The sequence below is a fragment of the Pantoea sp. S62 genome, assembly GCF_016658625.1.
Classification (GTDB): Bacteria; Pseudomonadota; Gammaproteobacteria; order Enterobacterales; family Enterobacteriaceae; genus Pantoea; species Pantoea vagans.
The window spans coordinates 212875-228479 of sequence record NZ_JACVVI010000009.1; the positions used below are offsets into that span (position 1 = coordinate 212875).

Sequence of the window (15605 nt, forward strand, 5' to 3'; positions counted from 1 at the left end):
AGGAATCAGCATGACCCAGAAACCGGTAATGCACAGCGCCCACTGGGGCGCTTTTCACGCCCAGCACAGGGACGATCAACTGCTGATTGAGCCGTTCCACCGCGATCCCGATCCCAGCCCGCTATTGCAAAACTTCCGTCATGCACTCAATCATCCGGCGCGCGTCGCGCAGCCGATGATACGGCGTGGCTGGCTGGAAAACGGGCCAGGCCCGGATCAGCGTCGTGGTGCTGATGAGTATGTCGCGGTCAGCTGGGAAGAGGCCAGTCAGCGGGTGGCGCAGGAACTCAAGCGGGTTGGTGAAGCATACGGCCCGCAAGGCATCTTTGGCGGATCGTACGGCTGGTCAAGCGCAGGCCGTTTTCATCATGCGCAAAGCCAGGTGCACCGATTTCTGAACACCACGCTGGGCGGTTATGTCCGTTCGGTCAACAGCTACAGTTCCGGCGCGGCATCTGTCCTGCTGCCACACATTGTCGGTGACATGAACGAGATCGCCCGACGCGGCGTGAGCTGGGAGGAGATCGCCGCGCATAGCGAGGTGGTGCTGGCGTTTGGCGGCCTGGCGCTGAAAAATGCGCAGGTGGCCAGCGGCGGCCTGAGCGAACACACCGAGCGCGGTTTTATGCAGCGAGCGGCACAGCGCGGTACCCGGTTTATCTCAGTGAGCCCGCTGAAAAGCGATCTGCCTGAAGAGGCGCAGGGCGAGTGGCTGGCGCTCCGGCCCGGCACGGATGCGGCGTTTATGCTGGGTCTGCTGGCGGTGCTGATTGCGGAAGCGTTAACCGACGAGGCGTTTCTGGCGCGTTACTGTGTCGGCTGGCCGCAGATGGTCGCTTATATTCGCGGTGAAGAGGATGGCGTAGTCCGTGACGCGCACTGGGCCGCTGGGATCTGCGGCGTCAGCAGCGATCTGATCGGTCAGTTTGCACGGCAGTTGCACGGTAAGCGGGTACTGGTGACCGTGGCTCATGCTTTGCAGCGTGCCGAGCATGGCGAACAGCCGGTGTGGCTCGGCCTGGTGCTGGCGGCGGCGCTCGGACAGCCAGGGCTGCCCGGCGGTGGATATACGTATGCACTGGGTGCGCTGGGCCATTATGGCAAGCATCATAATCTGGTCAGCTTTCCGGCCCTGCCGCAGGGTAAAAATGGCATTGACCGCTTTATTCCGGTGGCGCGTATCGCCGACATGCTGCTCAATCCCGGCACAAAGTTTGACTACAATGGCCGCCAGCTGACCTATCCCCATATCCGTCTGGCTTACTGGGCGGGAGGCAATCCGTTCCACCATCATCAGGATCTGGCGCGGCTGCGTCAGGCTTTCTGCCAGCTGGATACGCTGATCGTGCATGAAAGCGCCTGGACCGCCACGGCGCGTCATGCGGATATTGTCCTGCCCGCTACCATGACGCTGGAACGTGAGGATATCGGCGGTGCGCCGACCGATCGCCATTTAATCGCCATGCAGCCGGTGGCTTCGCCTTACGCCGAAGCCCGGGATGATTATACGATTTTTCGTGACCTGGCCCGGCGGCTGGGCAGGGAAGCGGCATTCAGCGAAGGGCGTGATGCGCGTGGGTGGTTGCAGCATCTTTACGGCCAGCTGCAGGAAAAACTGGCCGCTCATCAGGTGCAGACACCCGATTTCAGTCAGTTCTGGCAGGAGGGTGTGCTGGCGCTGCCGCAGTTAAAGGATGGTGGCCGGATGATCAATGCGTTTCGGGCCGACCCCGACGCCGCGCCACTGCCGACGCCAGGCGGAAAAATTGAGATTTTCTCCGCTACTATCGCCAGCTTTGGCTATGAAAATTGTCCCGGCCATCCGGTATGGCGTGATCCGCAGCAAACACCCAGCGCCGACTATCCTTTCTGGCTGATTGCCAATCAGCCCGCGACGCGTCTGCACAGCCAGCTCGATTTTGGTGATTACAGCCAGCGCAGCAAGCGGGACGGACGCGAAGTCTGTAGCCTGAACCGGGACGATGCGGCAGCACAGGCGATCGCGGATGGCGACATCATCGAACTCTTTAACGCGCGCGGGCATGTGCTCGCCAGCGCGCGTCTTACTGACACCATCATGCCTGGCGTGGTTCAGCTGCCAACCGGCGCCTGGTATGATCCGGTCGAGCCCACTGCCGCCCGTCCGTTATGCCGCCACGGTAATCCCAATGTGCTGACCATGGATATCGGCACTTCGTCGCTGACGCAGGGCTGCAGCGGCCAGATTACGGTAGTGCAGGTGCGGAAATTTGCCGGGGAGGTTACGCCGGTTCAGGCCTTCGTTCCGCCGCGCTAAGCCACTACCGGATCAGCGCCCCGGTCAGCCTCTGCAATTCTGCCGTGGAATGCAGCGCAGTGGCTGCAAGCAGTTCTGGCGACGCGTCACCCAGCGCCTGATGAAGCTTACTGCTGACATTCACGCCCTCCGCCAGCGATTGCTGGCGCGTACGGCGCTGATGCAGTGCTGTGCCATCCGCAAGCGTCAGCGTAACGACGTGAAAGCGCAGCGCGGGATTGAGCGCATCGGGCGGCGCACTCTGATCCGGCGTCCGCCGTACGCGGGCGGTCAGCGGCATAACCTGATGATTGAGATCGCCTTCCGCAAAATCCTGCAGGCGCAGATCGCCATAAATCAGCATGGCGGCAATCACATATTCCAGGCTGAAGCGCGCTTCAGTACCGTTAACCGGCACCCGTATCGAGGCGGCGATGTCACCGCCAGGCGGGAAGGCGACGGTGATATCAACAATCTGGCTCAGCAGCGCATCCAGCGGTTTACCCGCCGCCAGCCACTGCTGGCGCAGCAGGCGAGCCGCTTCTGCCGCACTATGCGTACCGGCGCAGGTCGGAAAGGGTTTGAATTCCAGTCCCGGCGTGCTGATCCGCCACGGGCTGCCCCAGTTTTCCAGTAATTTCTCCGGCTGTGCCTGGTCCGCGCTGCTGGCGGCAACAAAGGCTTCAATAACCCCCTGCTGGCGGCCATTGATTCCGGCTAGGGTCAGCTGAGCCGCTGTCACGGCCCGTTCTGCGGCAAAGCCCGCGTGCAGCGGTTTTACCGTCGAACCAAACTGGGCGCGTAAACCGCTGGCCTGGGTCGCCGCAATGCCCAGCAGGGTGGCCGTGGCATCACTCTTCATCCCCAGCAGACGCGCCAGCGCCGCCGCCGCCGCAAGGGTCCCCAGCGTCGCCGTGTTGTGATAGCCCAGTGCGTAATGTTGCTGGCTGACCGCCAGCCCCAGACGACCGGCCATCTCTACCCCCGTGACGTAAGCATCCAGAAAATGCTCCAGGCTTCTGGGCTGAACCCGTTGCCAGGCGAAAAGTGCAGGCAGGATCACGACGCTGGGATGACCGCGAAAATCGGCATGAAAGTCGTCGTAGTCCAGCGCATGTCCTGCATAGCCCAGCAGCAGCGCCTGTGAACGCACGCTGCCATCGCTGTAGAGGGTGCGCAGAGCCGGTAAGCCGCTATCCGGTACCGTGCCCTGCAGCACCGGCCAGCTCACCGCCAGGAAATCCCGAATGCCTTCGCGCGCGTGCTCATGTGCAGGGGCATCCGGCTGGCCGTACAGGATCGCTTCAGCCAGGGCTGCAGTCAGGCTCATTATGGCTGCTCCGGAGAAAGAAGTGCCGCCCGTGCAAGGTCGGCCAGATAGCGCGCCGTTGGCAGCAGCACCTCATCATTGATACGAAAAGCAGGGTGATGCAGCGCATAGGGTTCACCGGTGCCCACCATCATAAAGGCACCAGGCAACTGTTGCTGATAGAAGGCAAAATCTTCACCAATCGGACTTGCCTCGACCACGCGTGCTTCCAGTCCGCAGTTCTCAGCCTGCTGCAAAGCAAAGTCCGCCCAGTGCGCATTGTTTACTACCGATGGCGGTCCGGCGTGCCAGGTAAAGCTCACCTGCGCATCAAAGGCTGCCGCGATGCCCGCCACAATCGCCCGGAAGCGCTGCTCAAGACGCTGGCGGGTGGATGATGAAAACGAGCGCACCGTGCCCTCCAGCCATGCACTATCCGGGATGACGTTCCAGGTGCTGCCGCTGTGGATCTGGGTGATAGAGACCACCGCGTTATCGGCAGAAGGGGCATTGCGGCTGATCAGCGTCTGCGCCGCCGAGACAATTTGTGCCGCGATGACAATCGGATCGTTGCCCTGATCGGGTTTGGCGGCATGGCTGCCGATACCGGTAATCGCAATTTCAAAACGGTCGACGGCGGCAGTGAGCGGCCCGGCTCTGGAACCGATGACGCCAGCAGGCAGTGAAGGATCGTTGTGGATACCGAAAATCGTCAGCGCGTCAGTTAATGCGCCGCTGGCAATCACCTCCGGCGCGCCCTGACCGGTCTCTTCTGCGGCCTGAAACAGAATCCGTACCCGGCCTGGCAGGTTCGCTTCCTGCTGCTTTAACAGGATCGCCGCGCCCAGTGCCGCTGCGCTGTGAAAATCATGACCGCAGGCGTGCATCACACCCGGACGCTGCGAGCGATAGCTGACGCCAGACTGCTCTTCAATCGGAAGCGCGTCGATATCGGCCCGCAGTACAATCAGCGGCCTCGCTGACGCCCCGATTTCCGCCACCAGGCCGGTTTTCAGCGGCAGATCGAGAATGCGTATCTGATGCTGTTCCAGCTGATCGCGCAGTCGGCGCGTGGTCTCAAACTCCTGATTCGACAGCTCCGGAAACTGGTGCAGTTCGTGACGGAAGGCGATCAGCGGTTCGCCTAATGTCGGGGGGATAGTGATGCTCATTGTGGGTTTCCTTGTGCTGCTGTCTGGCGGCTCAGCCAGGCATCGTGTGCCACCGGGTCCAGTACTTTCTTCATATAGAGGGTGATATGACCCTTGCCGAGGTCGCGGGTATGCATTGGCAGGAAGCCGCGCTTCAGGTACATCGCCTGCAGCCAGGGGTGACTGGTGGCGGTTCCCAGCGAGACCGCAGGAGCACGCAGCTGATCGATCAGAATCGCCTGTTCGACCCGTTCCAGCACCTGACGACCAAACTGCTGGCCGGGATAGTCAGGGTGCGCGCCGAACCAGCCAATATGCGGCAGACCAAACGGGCCGGGCAGCGGCCCCCAGGGATAGCGGACGGTCACTGACGAGACCATCTTCTCATCAGCATAGAGCGCATACACCCCGTGGCTCTGCAGATGGCGCAGAGCCATAGCGCGGTCTGCGGTGGCGGCATCAAACTTAATGCCCAGCGCTTTCACCGGCGCATAAGCCGCATGCATCAGCGCCAGATAAACATCTGTTTCATCTTCTCTGACCTGACGAAAATCGAGTTGCATATTCTTTCCCGGAACACTGCCTGATAAGCAGTTAATTAATTCAGCCAGAGGGGCAGGTTAACAGTAAAAAGCCGGGTCACTATATGTGAAAAATAACTAACCTCATGCAGATTTGTGAATAAACAATGGCCGGTTTTCAATTGCTTAAATTGCTGGTTGTCGTAGTATTTAAAAAAGAAATAACACTACCCTCTCGTTAATAAATAAATGTAATTAAAGCCTTTTTGGCCTAATTCTTATAATCAGGATGCCGCTGTGTTAGCGATTACTTCTCCGCGAGCTTATGCACATGAGGCGGGCCTGCGTGCACGCGTCGGTGAGTTTATTAAACCCTACGCCAGCCATATCCGGATATTGACCTCGCCGCAAGCGTGGCAGGCGGTTAATCCGGAATTAAGTCAGAGTCTTGAGGCATCGGGCATTCACTGGCAGCTGGATTATTTAGCGGGTGAATGTACTGAAGAGGCGATTGCCCGCGTAAAACAGCAAACCGAACAGCAGGGCGCAGAGTTACTGCTGGCGATTGGCGGTGGACGGGTGCTGGATGCCGCTAAAGCCGCCGCCAGCCAGTTACCGGCACTTACGCTGGTTAACTTTGCTACTCAGGCAGCGACCTGTGCCGCCTGGTCACCGATTGCCATCATCTATAACGAGGCGGGTGGGCATCTGCGCAGCCAGCCTCTGGGCAAAATGCCGGAACTGTTGCTGGTAGACAGTGAGGTCATTGCCCGCAGCGACGTGCGGTTTCTGAAAGCGGGCATTGTGGATGCGCTGGCAAAATATTACGAATTCCGCCCTTACCAGCGGCATAACCCCGACGATCTGGCACTGGATTTAAAGGTGATGACCGCGCGGCAGGCGGCAGATGTGTTTCAGCAATATGGCGAGGCCGCGATAGCCGCCTGCCAGCAGCAGCGGGTTACACCCGAACTGGTCAAAGTCATCGATGCCAGTATCGTGCTGGCCGGGCTGGCGAACAGCGTGCGCGACGCGCTGCCGACGGCAGGGCTGGCGCATGCCATCCATAATCGTCTGACCCACCAGCCGGAACTCCATCACTGGCTGCACGGCGAAAAAGTGGGCTTCAGCCTGCTGGTGCAGTCGCTGATTGAGCATGGCGGGGAGCCGGATGCAGAACTGCTAGCGCTGCTGCGCTATTACGGCATGCCACTCAAGCTTCCTGCATTGCCGGGCGATCGTGAGACCGCGCTGGGTAACATTGCGCAGCAGATTAAATTTCCCAAAGCCTGCGCAGAACGCCTGCCGTTTACCGTCTCTGCCAGCACGCTGGAACAGGCCCTGCTGGCGACCGACACCCTTCTTTAAGCGCGCTGCGGCGCGCTTTTTCATCTTTCAGACCAGGAATCGTTTATGAACTCTGCTACTTCACCACGTCGCCTGCGGCTCGGCCTGTTTGTTCAACCTGTAGGTCAGCACGTCAGTGGCTGGCGTCTGACCGAACAACTGGGCGATCCCACCGATATTGACTGGCTGATCGCCCTGGCAAAAAAAGCCGAAGCGGGTAAGTTCGACCTCTTCTTTGTGGGTGATGCCCTGGCAACCAGCATGTATCGTCTGCCGTCCACCATGGCCCGTCTTGAACCTCTGACGATGCTGGCGGCGCTGGCAGTCAATACCCGGCGCATTGGCCTGGCCGCGACCGCCTCCACCACCTTCAGCGATCCCTTTACGCTGGCGCGCAGCTTCTCATCGCTGGATCACATCAGCCGTGGCCGTGCCGCGTGGAACGTCGTCACCTCGTTTTCCACAGACGTTGCGCGTAACTTCAGCCGCAGCGATATGCCCGATCATGCTTCACGCTACGCCCGTGCGCGTGAGTTCCTTGAGGTAGCCTGTAAACTGTGGGCGGGCTGGGAAGAGGGCGCCGTGCAGCCGGATAAAGCGACCGGAAACTATTTTGTTGATGAGAAGATCCAGCCGATTAATCATCAGGGCGAACATTTTCAGGTGCAGGGTCCACTGAATATCACCCGTTCGCCGCAGGGCCGTCCGGTGATTATCGAAGCGGGTTCATCGGCGGATGGTCAGAAGCTGGCGGCGGAGACGGCGGAAGTGATCTTTACCGCCTCTGCCAGTCTGGAGGAAGCGCAATCTTTCTATCGCGCGCAGAAGGCGCAGGTGGTGGCTGCCGGACGCAACCCGGATCAGGTGGTGATCATGCCTGGCGTCATGCCGATTATTGGCCGCACGCGCGAAGACGCTAAGGCGCTGTGGAAAGCGCTGAATACGCTGGTGGATATTGAGAATGGGCTGCGTCAGCTCTCACTGCGGTTCAGCATGGATCTCAGTCAGTATCCGCTGGATGGCCCGGTGCCGGAGGTGCCGCTGGGCGAAGGGAACCAGAGCCGCGTTAAGCTGATGACCGATATGGCAAAACGCGAAAACCTGACGCTGCGCGAACTGGCCGCCGTCGCCGCCGGTTCACGCGGACACCGTGTGATTGTCGGTACGGCTGAAGATATCGCCGATGATTTCCAGCTGTGGCTGGAGCAGGGCGGTGCGGATGGCTTCAACATCATGCCCGCCATCATGCCGGAACAGCTCGATCTGTTTGTGGAACGGGTGATCCCGGAACTGCGCCGTCGCGGGCTGTTTCGTGAGGAGTACGAGTTTGCCACGCTGCGGGAGAATCTGGGACTGGACGTGATTTAACAGCCGGGCTCACTCTCATCGCGTGGAATGTTGTCGCCTGTACCGCACGGAATCTGCCAGAAGATGACGTGCGGTTAGTTTAACCAGCACGAAATCTGTATCGTGCCTCACGCTTTACCAAAACCGTTTTGCAAATCACTGCCTGCCCGATATAACAGACATTCACTCTACTGACCGCGAGCTCACTGAATGTCAGACTACAGATTCTATTCCAGAGGCAAACACACCGTTGCATTGAAAAGATCAGACGTAAACCGGGCTTCAGATCTGACAGAGCAGGGGTATAAAAAAGAGTTTGAGGAAGTGCGTGCATCAGATGAAACACAGGCGCTGGCACGCTTCGCGGATATCCGCAGGAACCAGCATATCGACCAGTACAACTTCCTGGCGGGCGCAGCGACCATGCCGCTGATTGGCGTGCTGACAGCCGTAGCTACTTTTCTCTTCTGGCGTAAAAGAGCAGGAAAGTAGGGCTAACCTGACGCAGAGAGTCAGCGTTGAGCTGTTTGGATTTCCCGCTTCACCAGTGCACAGATTCCGTTCCCTCTTCACTTAAAAGGACTTATCCATGAAAACGGTCATCGCTATTTTCTGCTGCATTCTGTCAGCTGGTTGTTCGCCTCTCACACCACATGAATGTATTAAAAAAAGCGCACTTGATAGCTGTAGCTATAAAAATTCAGGAAAAGTCAGTGACAAAGATATCTATGGCCAGCAGGCATCGGGTATTAAAAAATCACTGGATGCCGCGCTGTCAGCACCGCACGCCTGGAATGGGAAACGCTGTAATGTGCATCTGGATTTTAAAAAGGATGGCACTCTGGAGAACTTTATTATTAAAAGGGGCGATAAAGATTACTGCCAGGCATTAGCCGAGGCAGCAAAACGCGCCAGATTCCCGGCGTTTACCGATCAGCATGTTTTTGACGTAATGGGATCGGCGCGCTGGAATATGGAAGGGCAACCCTGACACGCATTAAACCGTTAATTCCGAACGCCCGCCCGGTTAAGCCCAGGCGGGCTTCTTTATTTGCAGGCACATTCCTCATCCCGCAGCAAATCCGTTACCGCTCGCAAATCATTGCAAATTTTATGCGCAGAACACAGACAGAATAGAACCCCTCTCTGCTATTTGATTAAAGACCGCTGCCTTCCACATTCCGCTACATCACACTCGGTTATCGCTTTACACCTATATAGTATCTGACCTATATTGATTAGGAGATCGCGTGTGGATGATTAAAACGACAGAGCGGTTTGATCGCTGGTTTACGTTGCTTAATGACAGCGATCGCGCCTGCGTGCTGGCTGCATTGATGGTGTTGCGGGAAAAGGGGCCGGGATTAAGCCGACCCTATGCGGATACGATTAAAGGTTCCGCTTATAGCAACATGAAAGAGTTACGTATCCAGAGCCGCGGCGACCCAATAAGGGCTTTCTTTGCTTTTGACCCGAACCGCACGGCAATTGTGCTGTGTGCCGGTAATAAGGCGGGCAATGAAAAGCGATTTTATCGGGAGATGCTTCCGGTTGCCGATCGGGAATTCACACACTGGCTAAAAAGCTTTAACCATAAGGAGTAGCGTGATGGGCAGAACGCTGGAACAGCTTATTGCGGATGAAAAACCGGAAGTCGTTGCCGACGCACAGGCTATGGCGACCGAAATCCTGCTCAACATTCACCTTGCCGAGCTGCGTGAGAAAGTGCAGAAAACGCAGGTGGAAATGGCGCAGGCGCTGGGCATCACACAGCCGACCGTGGCGGGTATGGAAAAGCCGGGGCGTGACCTGAAGCTTTCCACGCTCAAACGCTACGTGGATGCGGCGGGGGGGAAACTGCGGCTGGTGGTGGAGCTGCCGGATGGTTCCCACTTCGGGTTCGTGGTGTAAGCCTCTGGCGTGAAAACCATGCCGCCGTGATTAAAAACATCAATGCAAAAAGCCCGCTCAGGTTTCCCTGAGCGGGCTTTTCTAATTCTGGCTCCTCTGACTGGACTCGAACCAGTGACATACGGATTAACAGTCCGCCGTTCTACCGACTGAACTACAGAGGAATCGCTTGAACGGGGCGAATATTAACGGCGCTGATCCCGCTTGTCAAAGCCCTGTTTACTGAATTGCGTTCAGATGCTCGTAAAAGCAGCGGATTGGCGGTTTTTACGCAAATCTGCTGGCTTTTCAAACTGCCAACAGGATCTCACTTTGCGGGCATTTCTCGGCAGATGTTAGAGGCATGTCAAAGTTTTGTTGTTTGCCGATGTTAAAACAACCGTTTCAGTGCTTTTATGATAAAAATTTCAAAAAGACATTATATGGAACAAATAAACTGCTTATCATCACGGTCGTGATTATCATCCGGAAATGAAACGGCATTTTTAAACTAACTGTTTGCAGATCAAGTGATTGTGAAAAGGAGTGGTCGATCACAAAAATAGCCATAACCTGAAGTCTTACCTCAAATTTCCTGAAACAGACGCCAGACAGGCTGGGTGAATGTAAAAGATATTTTTCATTCGCGGGTACAGCCGCTGAGCAAGTTAACAAATAAGAAGGGTCCCTATGAACATTAAAAAAACGATTGTCGCCTCACTGTTAGCCTGCATGTTACCTGCCGCGGTTATGGCAAAAGATATCTCAGTGGGCGTCTCGATGGCGCTGTTTGATGACAACTTCCTGACGATTCTGCGTACTTCAATGCAGAAGGAGATGCAGAAGGATGGTGTTAAAGGCCAGGTTGAGGATGCAAAGGGTGACGTTTCACAACAGCTTCAGCAGGTTCAGAACTTCATCGGCCAGGGTGTTGATGCCCTGATCGTTAACCCGGTCGACACCAACGCGGTGAAACCGATTATGGATCAGGCAAGCAAAGCGGGCATTCCGCTTGTCTTTGTTAACCGCCGTCCAGGGGCTGAACTCACCGGCAAAATGGCCTATGTGGGTTCCGATTCAGAACTGGCCGGGCGGTTACAGATGGAAGCGCTGGCGAAAGCAATGAACGGCAAAGGCAACGTCGCCATTCTGATGGGTGACCTGGCGAATGAATCGACCCGCGACCGTACCAAAGGTGTGGAAGAAGTGGCCGCTAAATATCCTGGCATCAAAATTGTTCAGAAGCAGACCGCCAAATTTACCCGTAACGACGCGGTGGATGTGGTCAGTAACTGGATGACGGCCGGTGATGAAATCAATGCTATCGCGTCGAACAACGATGAAATGGCAATTGGTGCGCTGCAGGCACTGGGTAAAAACCCGAACAGAATCCTGATTGCTGGCGTCGATGGTACACCTGATGCGCTGCAGATGCTGAAGCAGGGCAAGATGGTCGCCACCGTATTCCAGGATGCGAAGGGCCAGGGTGAAGGCTCGGTACAGACGGCGATCAAACTGGTGAAAGGCGAACAAGTGCAGAAAATTATCAACATCCCTTACCAGCTGATTACTAAAGAAAATATGGAACAGTTTACCCAGCGTAACCTGAAATAATCGTTCCCGACCCAGCTGTACGGAGGTGATGTATGAACGCGTTTGCGCTTGAAGCCGAAGGCATCAGCAAGTTCTTCCCCGGCGTCAAAGCCCTCGACAACGTGTCGTTGCGGGTGCGTCCGGGAACGGTACATGCCTTGATGGGCGAAAATGGCGCGGGCAAATCCACTTTAATGAAGTGCCTTATCGGGATGTATCGTCCCGATAAGGGCACCATCAAAATTAAAGGGGAGCCGGTGCAGTTTCAGGACACCATGGACGCGTTGCGTTCCGGCATTTCAATGATCCACCAGGAACTCAATCTGGTGCCTTACATGACCGTCGCCGAGAATATCTGGCTGGGCCGTGAGCCGATGAAGTTTGGCTTTGTCGACCACGCCCGACTTAATCAGAAGACGCAGGAACTGCTCAACCGCCTGAATATCCGCCTGAAAGCCGATCGGATGGTGGGCGAGCTGAGCATTGCGTCGCAGCAGATGGTCGAGATTGCCAAAGCGGTCTCCTGGGATTCAGACATCGTCATTATGGATGAGCCGACCTCCGCGCTGACGGAAACCGAAGTGGCGCATCTGTTTACCATCATTCGCGATCTGCGGGAGCAGGGTAAAGCCATCATCTACATCAGCCACAAGATGGATGAGATTTTCAACATCACCGATGAAGTCAGTATTTTTCGCGACGGCAGCTGGATCGCCAGCGATCAGACGGCGAAATATACCCGTCAGTCGCTGATTACACAGATGGTAGGACGCGAGCTGACGCAGTTGTTCCCGAAATTCAACAGTGCCATCGGGGAAGAGGTGCTGACGGTGCGTAATCTCACCTGCAAAGATCGTTTCACCGATGTCAGTTTCAGCGTGCGCCGGGGTGAAATCCTCGGCGTCGCCGGGCTGGTGGGGGCCGGTCGCAGCGAGGTGATGGAGAGCCTGTTCGGCATGGAGAGCTTCGACAGCGGTGAGATCCTGATTGATGGCGTACCGGTGACGATCGACTCACCTTCAACCGCGATTGAAAAGGGCATGGCGTTCCTGACCGAGGACCGTAAAAAGTCCGGCCTGTTTCTGGTGCTGTCGGTGATGGAGAACATGAGCATCGTCAACATGCCGGAGTACAGCGGCAAAAGCGGTTTTGTCAGTCATGTGAAGATGGCGCAGGACTGCATGGAGCAAATCCGTCGGCTCAATATCAAAACGCCGACCATGGATCAGATCATCAATAACCTCAGCGGCGGTAATCAGCAGAAGGTTCTGATTGCCCGCTGGCTGCTGGCGCAACCGAAGATTCTGATTCTGGACGAACCGACGCGCGGTATAGACGTCGGTGCAAAAGCGGAGATTTACCGCTTAATCAGTGAACTCGCCAACCGTGGCGTGGCTATCATCATGGTCTCCTCTGAACTGCCAGAAATCCTTGGCATGAGCGACCGGGTGATGGTGATGCACGGCGGGCGTATAACCGGCATCCTCGATAAAGAAGAAGCCGATCAGGAAACCATTCTGTCGTTGGCATCCGAGTGAGGCGCGAGACCACTATGAGCAATATGAAAGCTACTGCTACCCCGGCAGCCCCGCAGCAACCCTCTTTTTTTGCCAGCCTGCGCCATAAACTGCCGAAAGATACCGGCATTTTTGTGGTGATGGTGGGGATTGCATTGATTTTTGAAATGTTTGGCTGGTACGTGCGTGACCAGTCTTTCCTGCTCAACACCAACCGTCTGATCCTGATTGTCCTGCAGGTGGCGATTATCGGGATTATCGCCGTTGGCGTGACCCAGGTCATTATCACCACCGGTATCGATCTCTCGTCCGGTTCCGTCATCGCCCTGGCGGCGGTGGTCGCCGCCAGTCTGGCGCAGACCTCTGACAGCCTGTCGCCGATGTATCCGTCGCTGGTTAATATGCCTGCGGTGATCCCTATCGCGGCCGGTATTGGTGTTGGTCTGCTGGCGGGTGCGGTCAATGGCGTACTGATTACCCGCACCGGCATTCCGCCCTTCATTGCCACGCTGGGCATGATGGTGTCGGCACGCGGTCTGGCGCAGTATTACACCCAGGGCAATCCGATCAGCTTCCTTTCCGATGGCTTTACCTCAATCGGTCAGGGTGCCATGCCGGTCGTGATTTTCCTGGTGGTGGCACTGCTGTTCCACATCGCCCTGAAACATACCCGCTATGGTAAATATGTTTACGCCATCGGCGGCAACATGACCTCGGCGAAAGTCTCCGGTATCAACGTTAATAAATATCTGATCATCGTCTACACCATTGCCGGCGCGCTCTCTGGCCTGGCGGGTGTGGTACTGGCGGCGCGCGTCAGCAGCGGCCAGTCGAGCATGGGGATGTCCTACGAGCTGGATGCGATTGCCGCAGCCGTTATCGGCGGCAGCAGCCTGATGGGCGGTGTCGGCCGTATCACCGGCACATTAATCGGTGCCGTTATCCTTGGCCTGATTAAAAGCGGATTCACCTTCGTGGGTGTCGATGCCTATATTCAGGACATCATCAAAGGGGTGATCATCGTCGCTGCGGTCTCTATCGACATGCATCGTAACCGTAAAAAACGTTAATCAGCAGGCGTTGCCTTCTTCCGCAACGGGAGAGGGCAACGGTTGCTTTTTTGTCTTCAGGAAGCGTCAGCGATAAGAAATCCCGCTGATAGCGGTTACATTCTCAGTCTGTTGGTTAATGCCTTCCTGTAAGCCCGGCAAGCCTTCATCCGGTGCAATACGTTTCCACTGCACTAAAACTGTACAGCCCGTCATCACTTTTCTGCACGTCTGACTCGCAGCATCTGCACTGCCACAGTGCGTCCGCTCGACTCCTCTGTTGCTATTACGCATTCCTGATCCTTATTAACCCTTAAGAGGTAATCAGAAACGCTTATTTTCCGGGCCGTTAGGAAAAATCTGGCTGACGGGCAAGGCGCAGGATTTAAACCTGGCCTGCATCTTGCAAAATCTCTGTCATCAGAGCGATGGGCCAGACACCTTTCGCTATTCAGGGTAAGTGACGGAGGCAAGATGAATTTAAGACGACTGAAGTACTTTGTGAAAATCGTCGATATCGGCAGTCTGACGCAGGCAGCGGAAGTGCTGCACATCGCGCAGCCTGCACTCAGTCAGCAGGTGGCAACGCTGGAGAATGAGCTGGATCAGCAACTCCTGATCCGCACCAAGCGCGGCGTCACGCCAACGGAAGCCGGAAAGATTCTCTATGGTCATGCGCGTACTATTCTGCGCCAGTGCGAGCAGGCCCAGACGGCGGTCATTAATGCCGGTCAGGTGCTGAGCGGCCAGGTATCAATTGGTCTGGCACCCGGCACAGCAGCCTCCTCGCTGACCATGCCGCTGCTGCAAACCGTTCGCGATCAGTTTCCTGAAGTACTGGTCTACCTGCATGAAAACAGCGGCAGCGTGTTGAATGAGAAAGTGATGAATGGTCAGCTGGATATGGCGGTACTGTACGATCGCGCTCCGACTGCCGGCATCAACAGCATGCCGCTGATGAAAGAAGATCTCTTCCTGGTCGGCGCTACCGACTACCCAGGAGCCAGCGTCGATCTGGCCGATGTGGCGCAGATGAGCCTGTTTTTACCACGCGACTACAGCGCAGTGCGCAAACGGGTTGATGAGGCCTTTTCACTGCGTCGCCTGAGTGCGCGCATCATTGGTGAGATCGAATCGATTTCAACCCTGACCGCAGCCATTTCCAGCGGCATGGGTGTCACCGTATTACCTGAATCGGCCGCCCGTGCGCTGGTAGGTTCAACCGATGCCTGGATGTCCCGTATCAACAGCCCGTCACTGAGTTTGCCGCTGTCGCTGAACATCTCAGCCCGGTTGCCGCTGTCGCCTTCTGCACAGGCCGTGAAAAATATCCTGCTGTCGCTGCTGAATAAGCCGCTGAATGAGGAGCGGGAGTTGATGTTAGTGGGGTAGGGGTGCTTGCAGCGGACCTTTAGCTAAGCTTTGCAGCGCGTTCATACTGAGCAGGTTACGCCTGCCAGGTGGTGGGGAGTTTCAGGTTGCCTGAGCAGGCGGACGCGTCAAGGGGCGGACGCCCGCCCCTTAACAATCCTGGCGTCCGGGTGCCTCTCCTGAAATCCCTGCCGGTTGGCGAATTTCGCTTTGCAGCGGGCTAACAATGAGGGGG

The 15605-nt window shown here is 56.6% G+C and carries 14 protein-coding genes and 1 tRNA gene; 11 read left to right on the top strand and 4 right to left on the bottom strand.

Annotated elements, in window-relative coordinates; genetic code table 11:
• Positions 1-10: 10 nt before the first annotated feature.
• On the top strand, positions 11-2296 hold the full coding sequence (locus IBT54_RS14830; RefSeq protein ID WP_201252382.1) for a molybdopterin-dependent oxidoreductase: 2286 nt from the start codon (positions 11-13) through the stop codon (positions 2294-2296).
• A gap of 4 nt (positions 2297-2300) precedes the next feature.
• Here IBT54_RS14830 and IBT54_RS14835 read toward each other — a convergent pair whose 3' ends face one another.
• Genes IBT54_RS14835 through IBT54_RS14845 form a run of 3 tightly spaced genes read right to left on the bottom strand, consistent with a single transcriptional unit; the run spans position 2301 to position 5298 of the window.
• The gene (locus IBT54_RS14835) at positions 2301-3605 is read right to left on the bottom strand and encodes an MmgE/PrpD family protein (RefSeq protein WP_201252383.1); all 1305 of its coding nucleotides are present in this window, start codon (positions 3603-3605) and stop codon (positions 2301-2303) included.
• The gene (locus tag IBT54_RS14840) at positions 3605-4756 is read right to left on the bottom strand and encodes an amidohydrolase (protein WP_201252384.1); all 1152 of its coding nucleotides are present in this window, start codon (positions 4754-4756) and stop codon (positions 3605-3607) included. The genes IBT54_RS14835 and IBT54_RS14840 overlap by 1 nt, the downstream gene beginning before the upstream one ends.
• Positions 4753-5298 carry a GNAT family N-acetyltransferase gene (locus tag IBT54_RS14845; protein ID WP_095706951.1) on the bottom strand — a complete coding sequence of 182 codons (546 nt, stop codon included), beginning with the start codon at positions 5296-5298 and terminating at the stop codon, positions 4753-4755. Before IBT54_RS14845 ends, IBT54_RS14840 begins: the two co-directional genes overlap by 4 nt.
• A 255-nt stretch (positions 5299-5553) precedes the next feature.
• Here IBT54_RS14845 and IBT54_RS14850 point away from each other — a divergent pair, with 255 nt between their 5' ends.
• From IBT54_RS14850 to IBT54_RS14875, 6 genes are all read left to right on the top strand, one after another.
• Positions 5554-6624, top strand: coding sequence for an iron-containing alcohol dehydrogenase family protein (locus tag IBT54_RS14850; RefSeq protein ID WP_201252385.1), 1071 nt, complete (start codon positions 5554-5556; stop codon positions 6622-6624).
• A gap of 45 nt (positions 6625-6669) precedes the next feature.
• Complete coding sequence (locus IBT54_RS14855) at positions 6670-7971, top strand: LLM class flavin-dependent oxidoreductase (protein WP_201252386.1); 1302 nt, start codon at positions 6670-6672, stop codon at positions 7969-7971.
• Positions 7972-8274: 303 nt separating this feature from the next.
• Entirely contained in the window at positions 8275-8442 is a 168-nt protein-coding gene (locus tag IBT54_RS25475) for a hypothetical protein (protein WP_370585098.1), read from the top strand.
• 97 nt (positions 8443-8539) lie between these two features.
• Positions 8540-8941 (top strand): cell envelope integrity TolA C-terminal domain-containing protein, encoded by a 402-nt coding sequence (locus IBT54_RS14865; protein ID WP_013358387.1) that lies wholly within the window; start codon positions 8540-8542, stop codon positions 8939-8941.
• A 259-nt stretch (positions 8942-9200) separates the two neighbouring features.
• Positions 9201-9554 (top strand): type II toxin-antitoxin system RelE/ParE family toxin, encoded by a 354-nt coding sequence (locus IBT54_RS14870; RefSeq protein ID WP_041456964.1) that lies wholly within the window; start codon positions 9201-9203, stop codon positions 9552-9554.
• Between the two features lie 4 nt (positions 9555-9558).
• The gene (locus IBT54_RS14875) at positions 9559-9861 is read left to right on the top strand and encodes a helix-turn-helix domain-containing protein (protein WP_013358385.1); all 303 of its coding nucleotides are present in this window, start codon (positions 9559-9561) and stop codon (positions 9859-9861) included.
• An 88-nt stretch (positions 9862-9949) separates the two neighbouring features.
• Here the strand turns inward: IBT54_RS14875 and IBT54_RS14880 are convergent.
• Positions 9950-10025 (bottom strand) — tRNA-Asn (locus IBT54_RS14880).
• Positions 10026-10530: 505 nt separating this feature from the next.
• Between IBT54_RS14880 and IBT54_RS14885 the strand changes: the two genes are divergently transcribed.
• The 4 genes from IBT54_RS14885 to nac all read left to right on the top strand — a co-directional run bounded on the left by IBT54_RS14885 (position 10531) and on the right by nac (position 15391).
• Positions 10531-11454: a sugar ABC transporter substrate-binding protein gene (locus IBT54_RS14885; protein ID WP_201252388.1), complete on the top strand. Its 924-nt coding sequence runs from the start codon at positions 10531-10533 to the stop codon at positions 11452-11454.
• 32 nt (positions 11455-11486) lie between these two features.
• Positions 11487-12971, top strand: a complete 1485-nt coding sequence (locus IBT54_RS14890; protein ID WP_201252389.1) for a sugar ABC transporter ATP-binding protein — start codon at positions 11487-11489, stop codon at positions 12969-12971.
• Positions 12972-12994: 23 nt separating this feature from the next.
• The gene (locus tag IBT54_RS14895) at positions 12995-14020 is read left to right on the top strand and encodes an ABC transporter permease (RefSeq protein WP_179291192.1); all 1026 of its coding nucleotides are present in this window, start codon (positions 12995-12997) and stop codon (positions 14018-14020) included.
• A 453-nt stretch (positions 14021-14473) separates the two neighbouring features.
• Positions 14474-15391, top strand: a complete 918-nt coding sequence (gene nac, locus IBT54_RS14900) for a nitrogen assimilation transcriptional regulator NAC (protein ID WP_013358381.1) — start codon at positions 14474-14476, stop codon at positions 15389-15391.
• Positions 15392-15605: the final 214 nt, after the last annotated feature.

Coding starts and splice junctions, on each gene's coding strand:
- IBT54_RS14845 (WP_095706951.1), bottom strand. CDS start 5,298: ATGCAACTCGATTTTCGTCAGGTCAGAGAAGATGAAACAGATGTTTAT.
- IBT54_RS14890 (WP_201252389.1), top strand. CDS start 11,487: ATGAACGCGTTTGCGCTTGAAGCCGAAGGCATCAGCAAGTTCTTCCCC.
- nac (WP_013358381.1), top strand. CDS start 14,474: ATGAATTTAAGACGACTGAAGTACTTTGTGAAAATCGTCGATATCGGC.
- IBT54_RS14895 (WP_179291192.1), top strand. CDS start 12,995: ATGAAAGCTACTGCTACCCCGGCAGCCCCGCAGCAACCCTCTTTTTTT.
- IBT54_RS14875 (WP_013358385.1), top strand. CDS start 9,559: ATGGGCAGAACGCTGGAACAGCTTATTGCGGATGAAAAACCGGAAGTC.
- IBT54_RS14855 (WP_201252386.1), top strand. CDS start 6,670: ATGAACTCTGCTACTTCACCACGTCGCCTGCGGCTCGGCCTGTTTGTT.
- IBT54_RS14835 (WP_201252383.1), bottom strand. CDS start 3,605: ATGAGCCTGACTGCAGCCCTGGCTGAAGCGATCCTGTACGGCCAGCCG.
- IBT54_RS14830 (WP_201252382.1), top strand. CDS start 11: ATGACCCAGAAACCGGTAATGCACAGCGCCCACTGGGGCGCTTTTCAC.
- IBT54_RS14885 (WP_201252388.1), top strand. CDS start 10,531: ATGAACATTAAAAAAACGATTGTCGCCTCACTGTTAGCCTGCATGTTA.
- IBT54_RS14840 (WP_201252384.1), bottom strand. CDS start 4,756: ATGAGCATCACTATCCCCCCGACATTAGGCGAACCGCTGATCGCCTTC.
- IBT54_RS14865 (WP_013358387.1), top strand. CDS start 8,540: ATGAAAACGGTCATCGCTATTTTCTGCTGCATTCTGTCAGCTGGTTGT.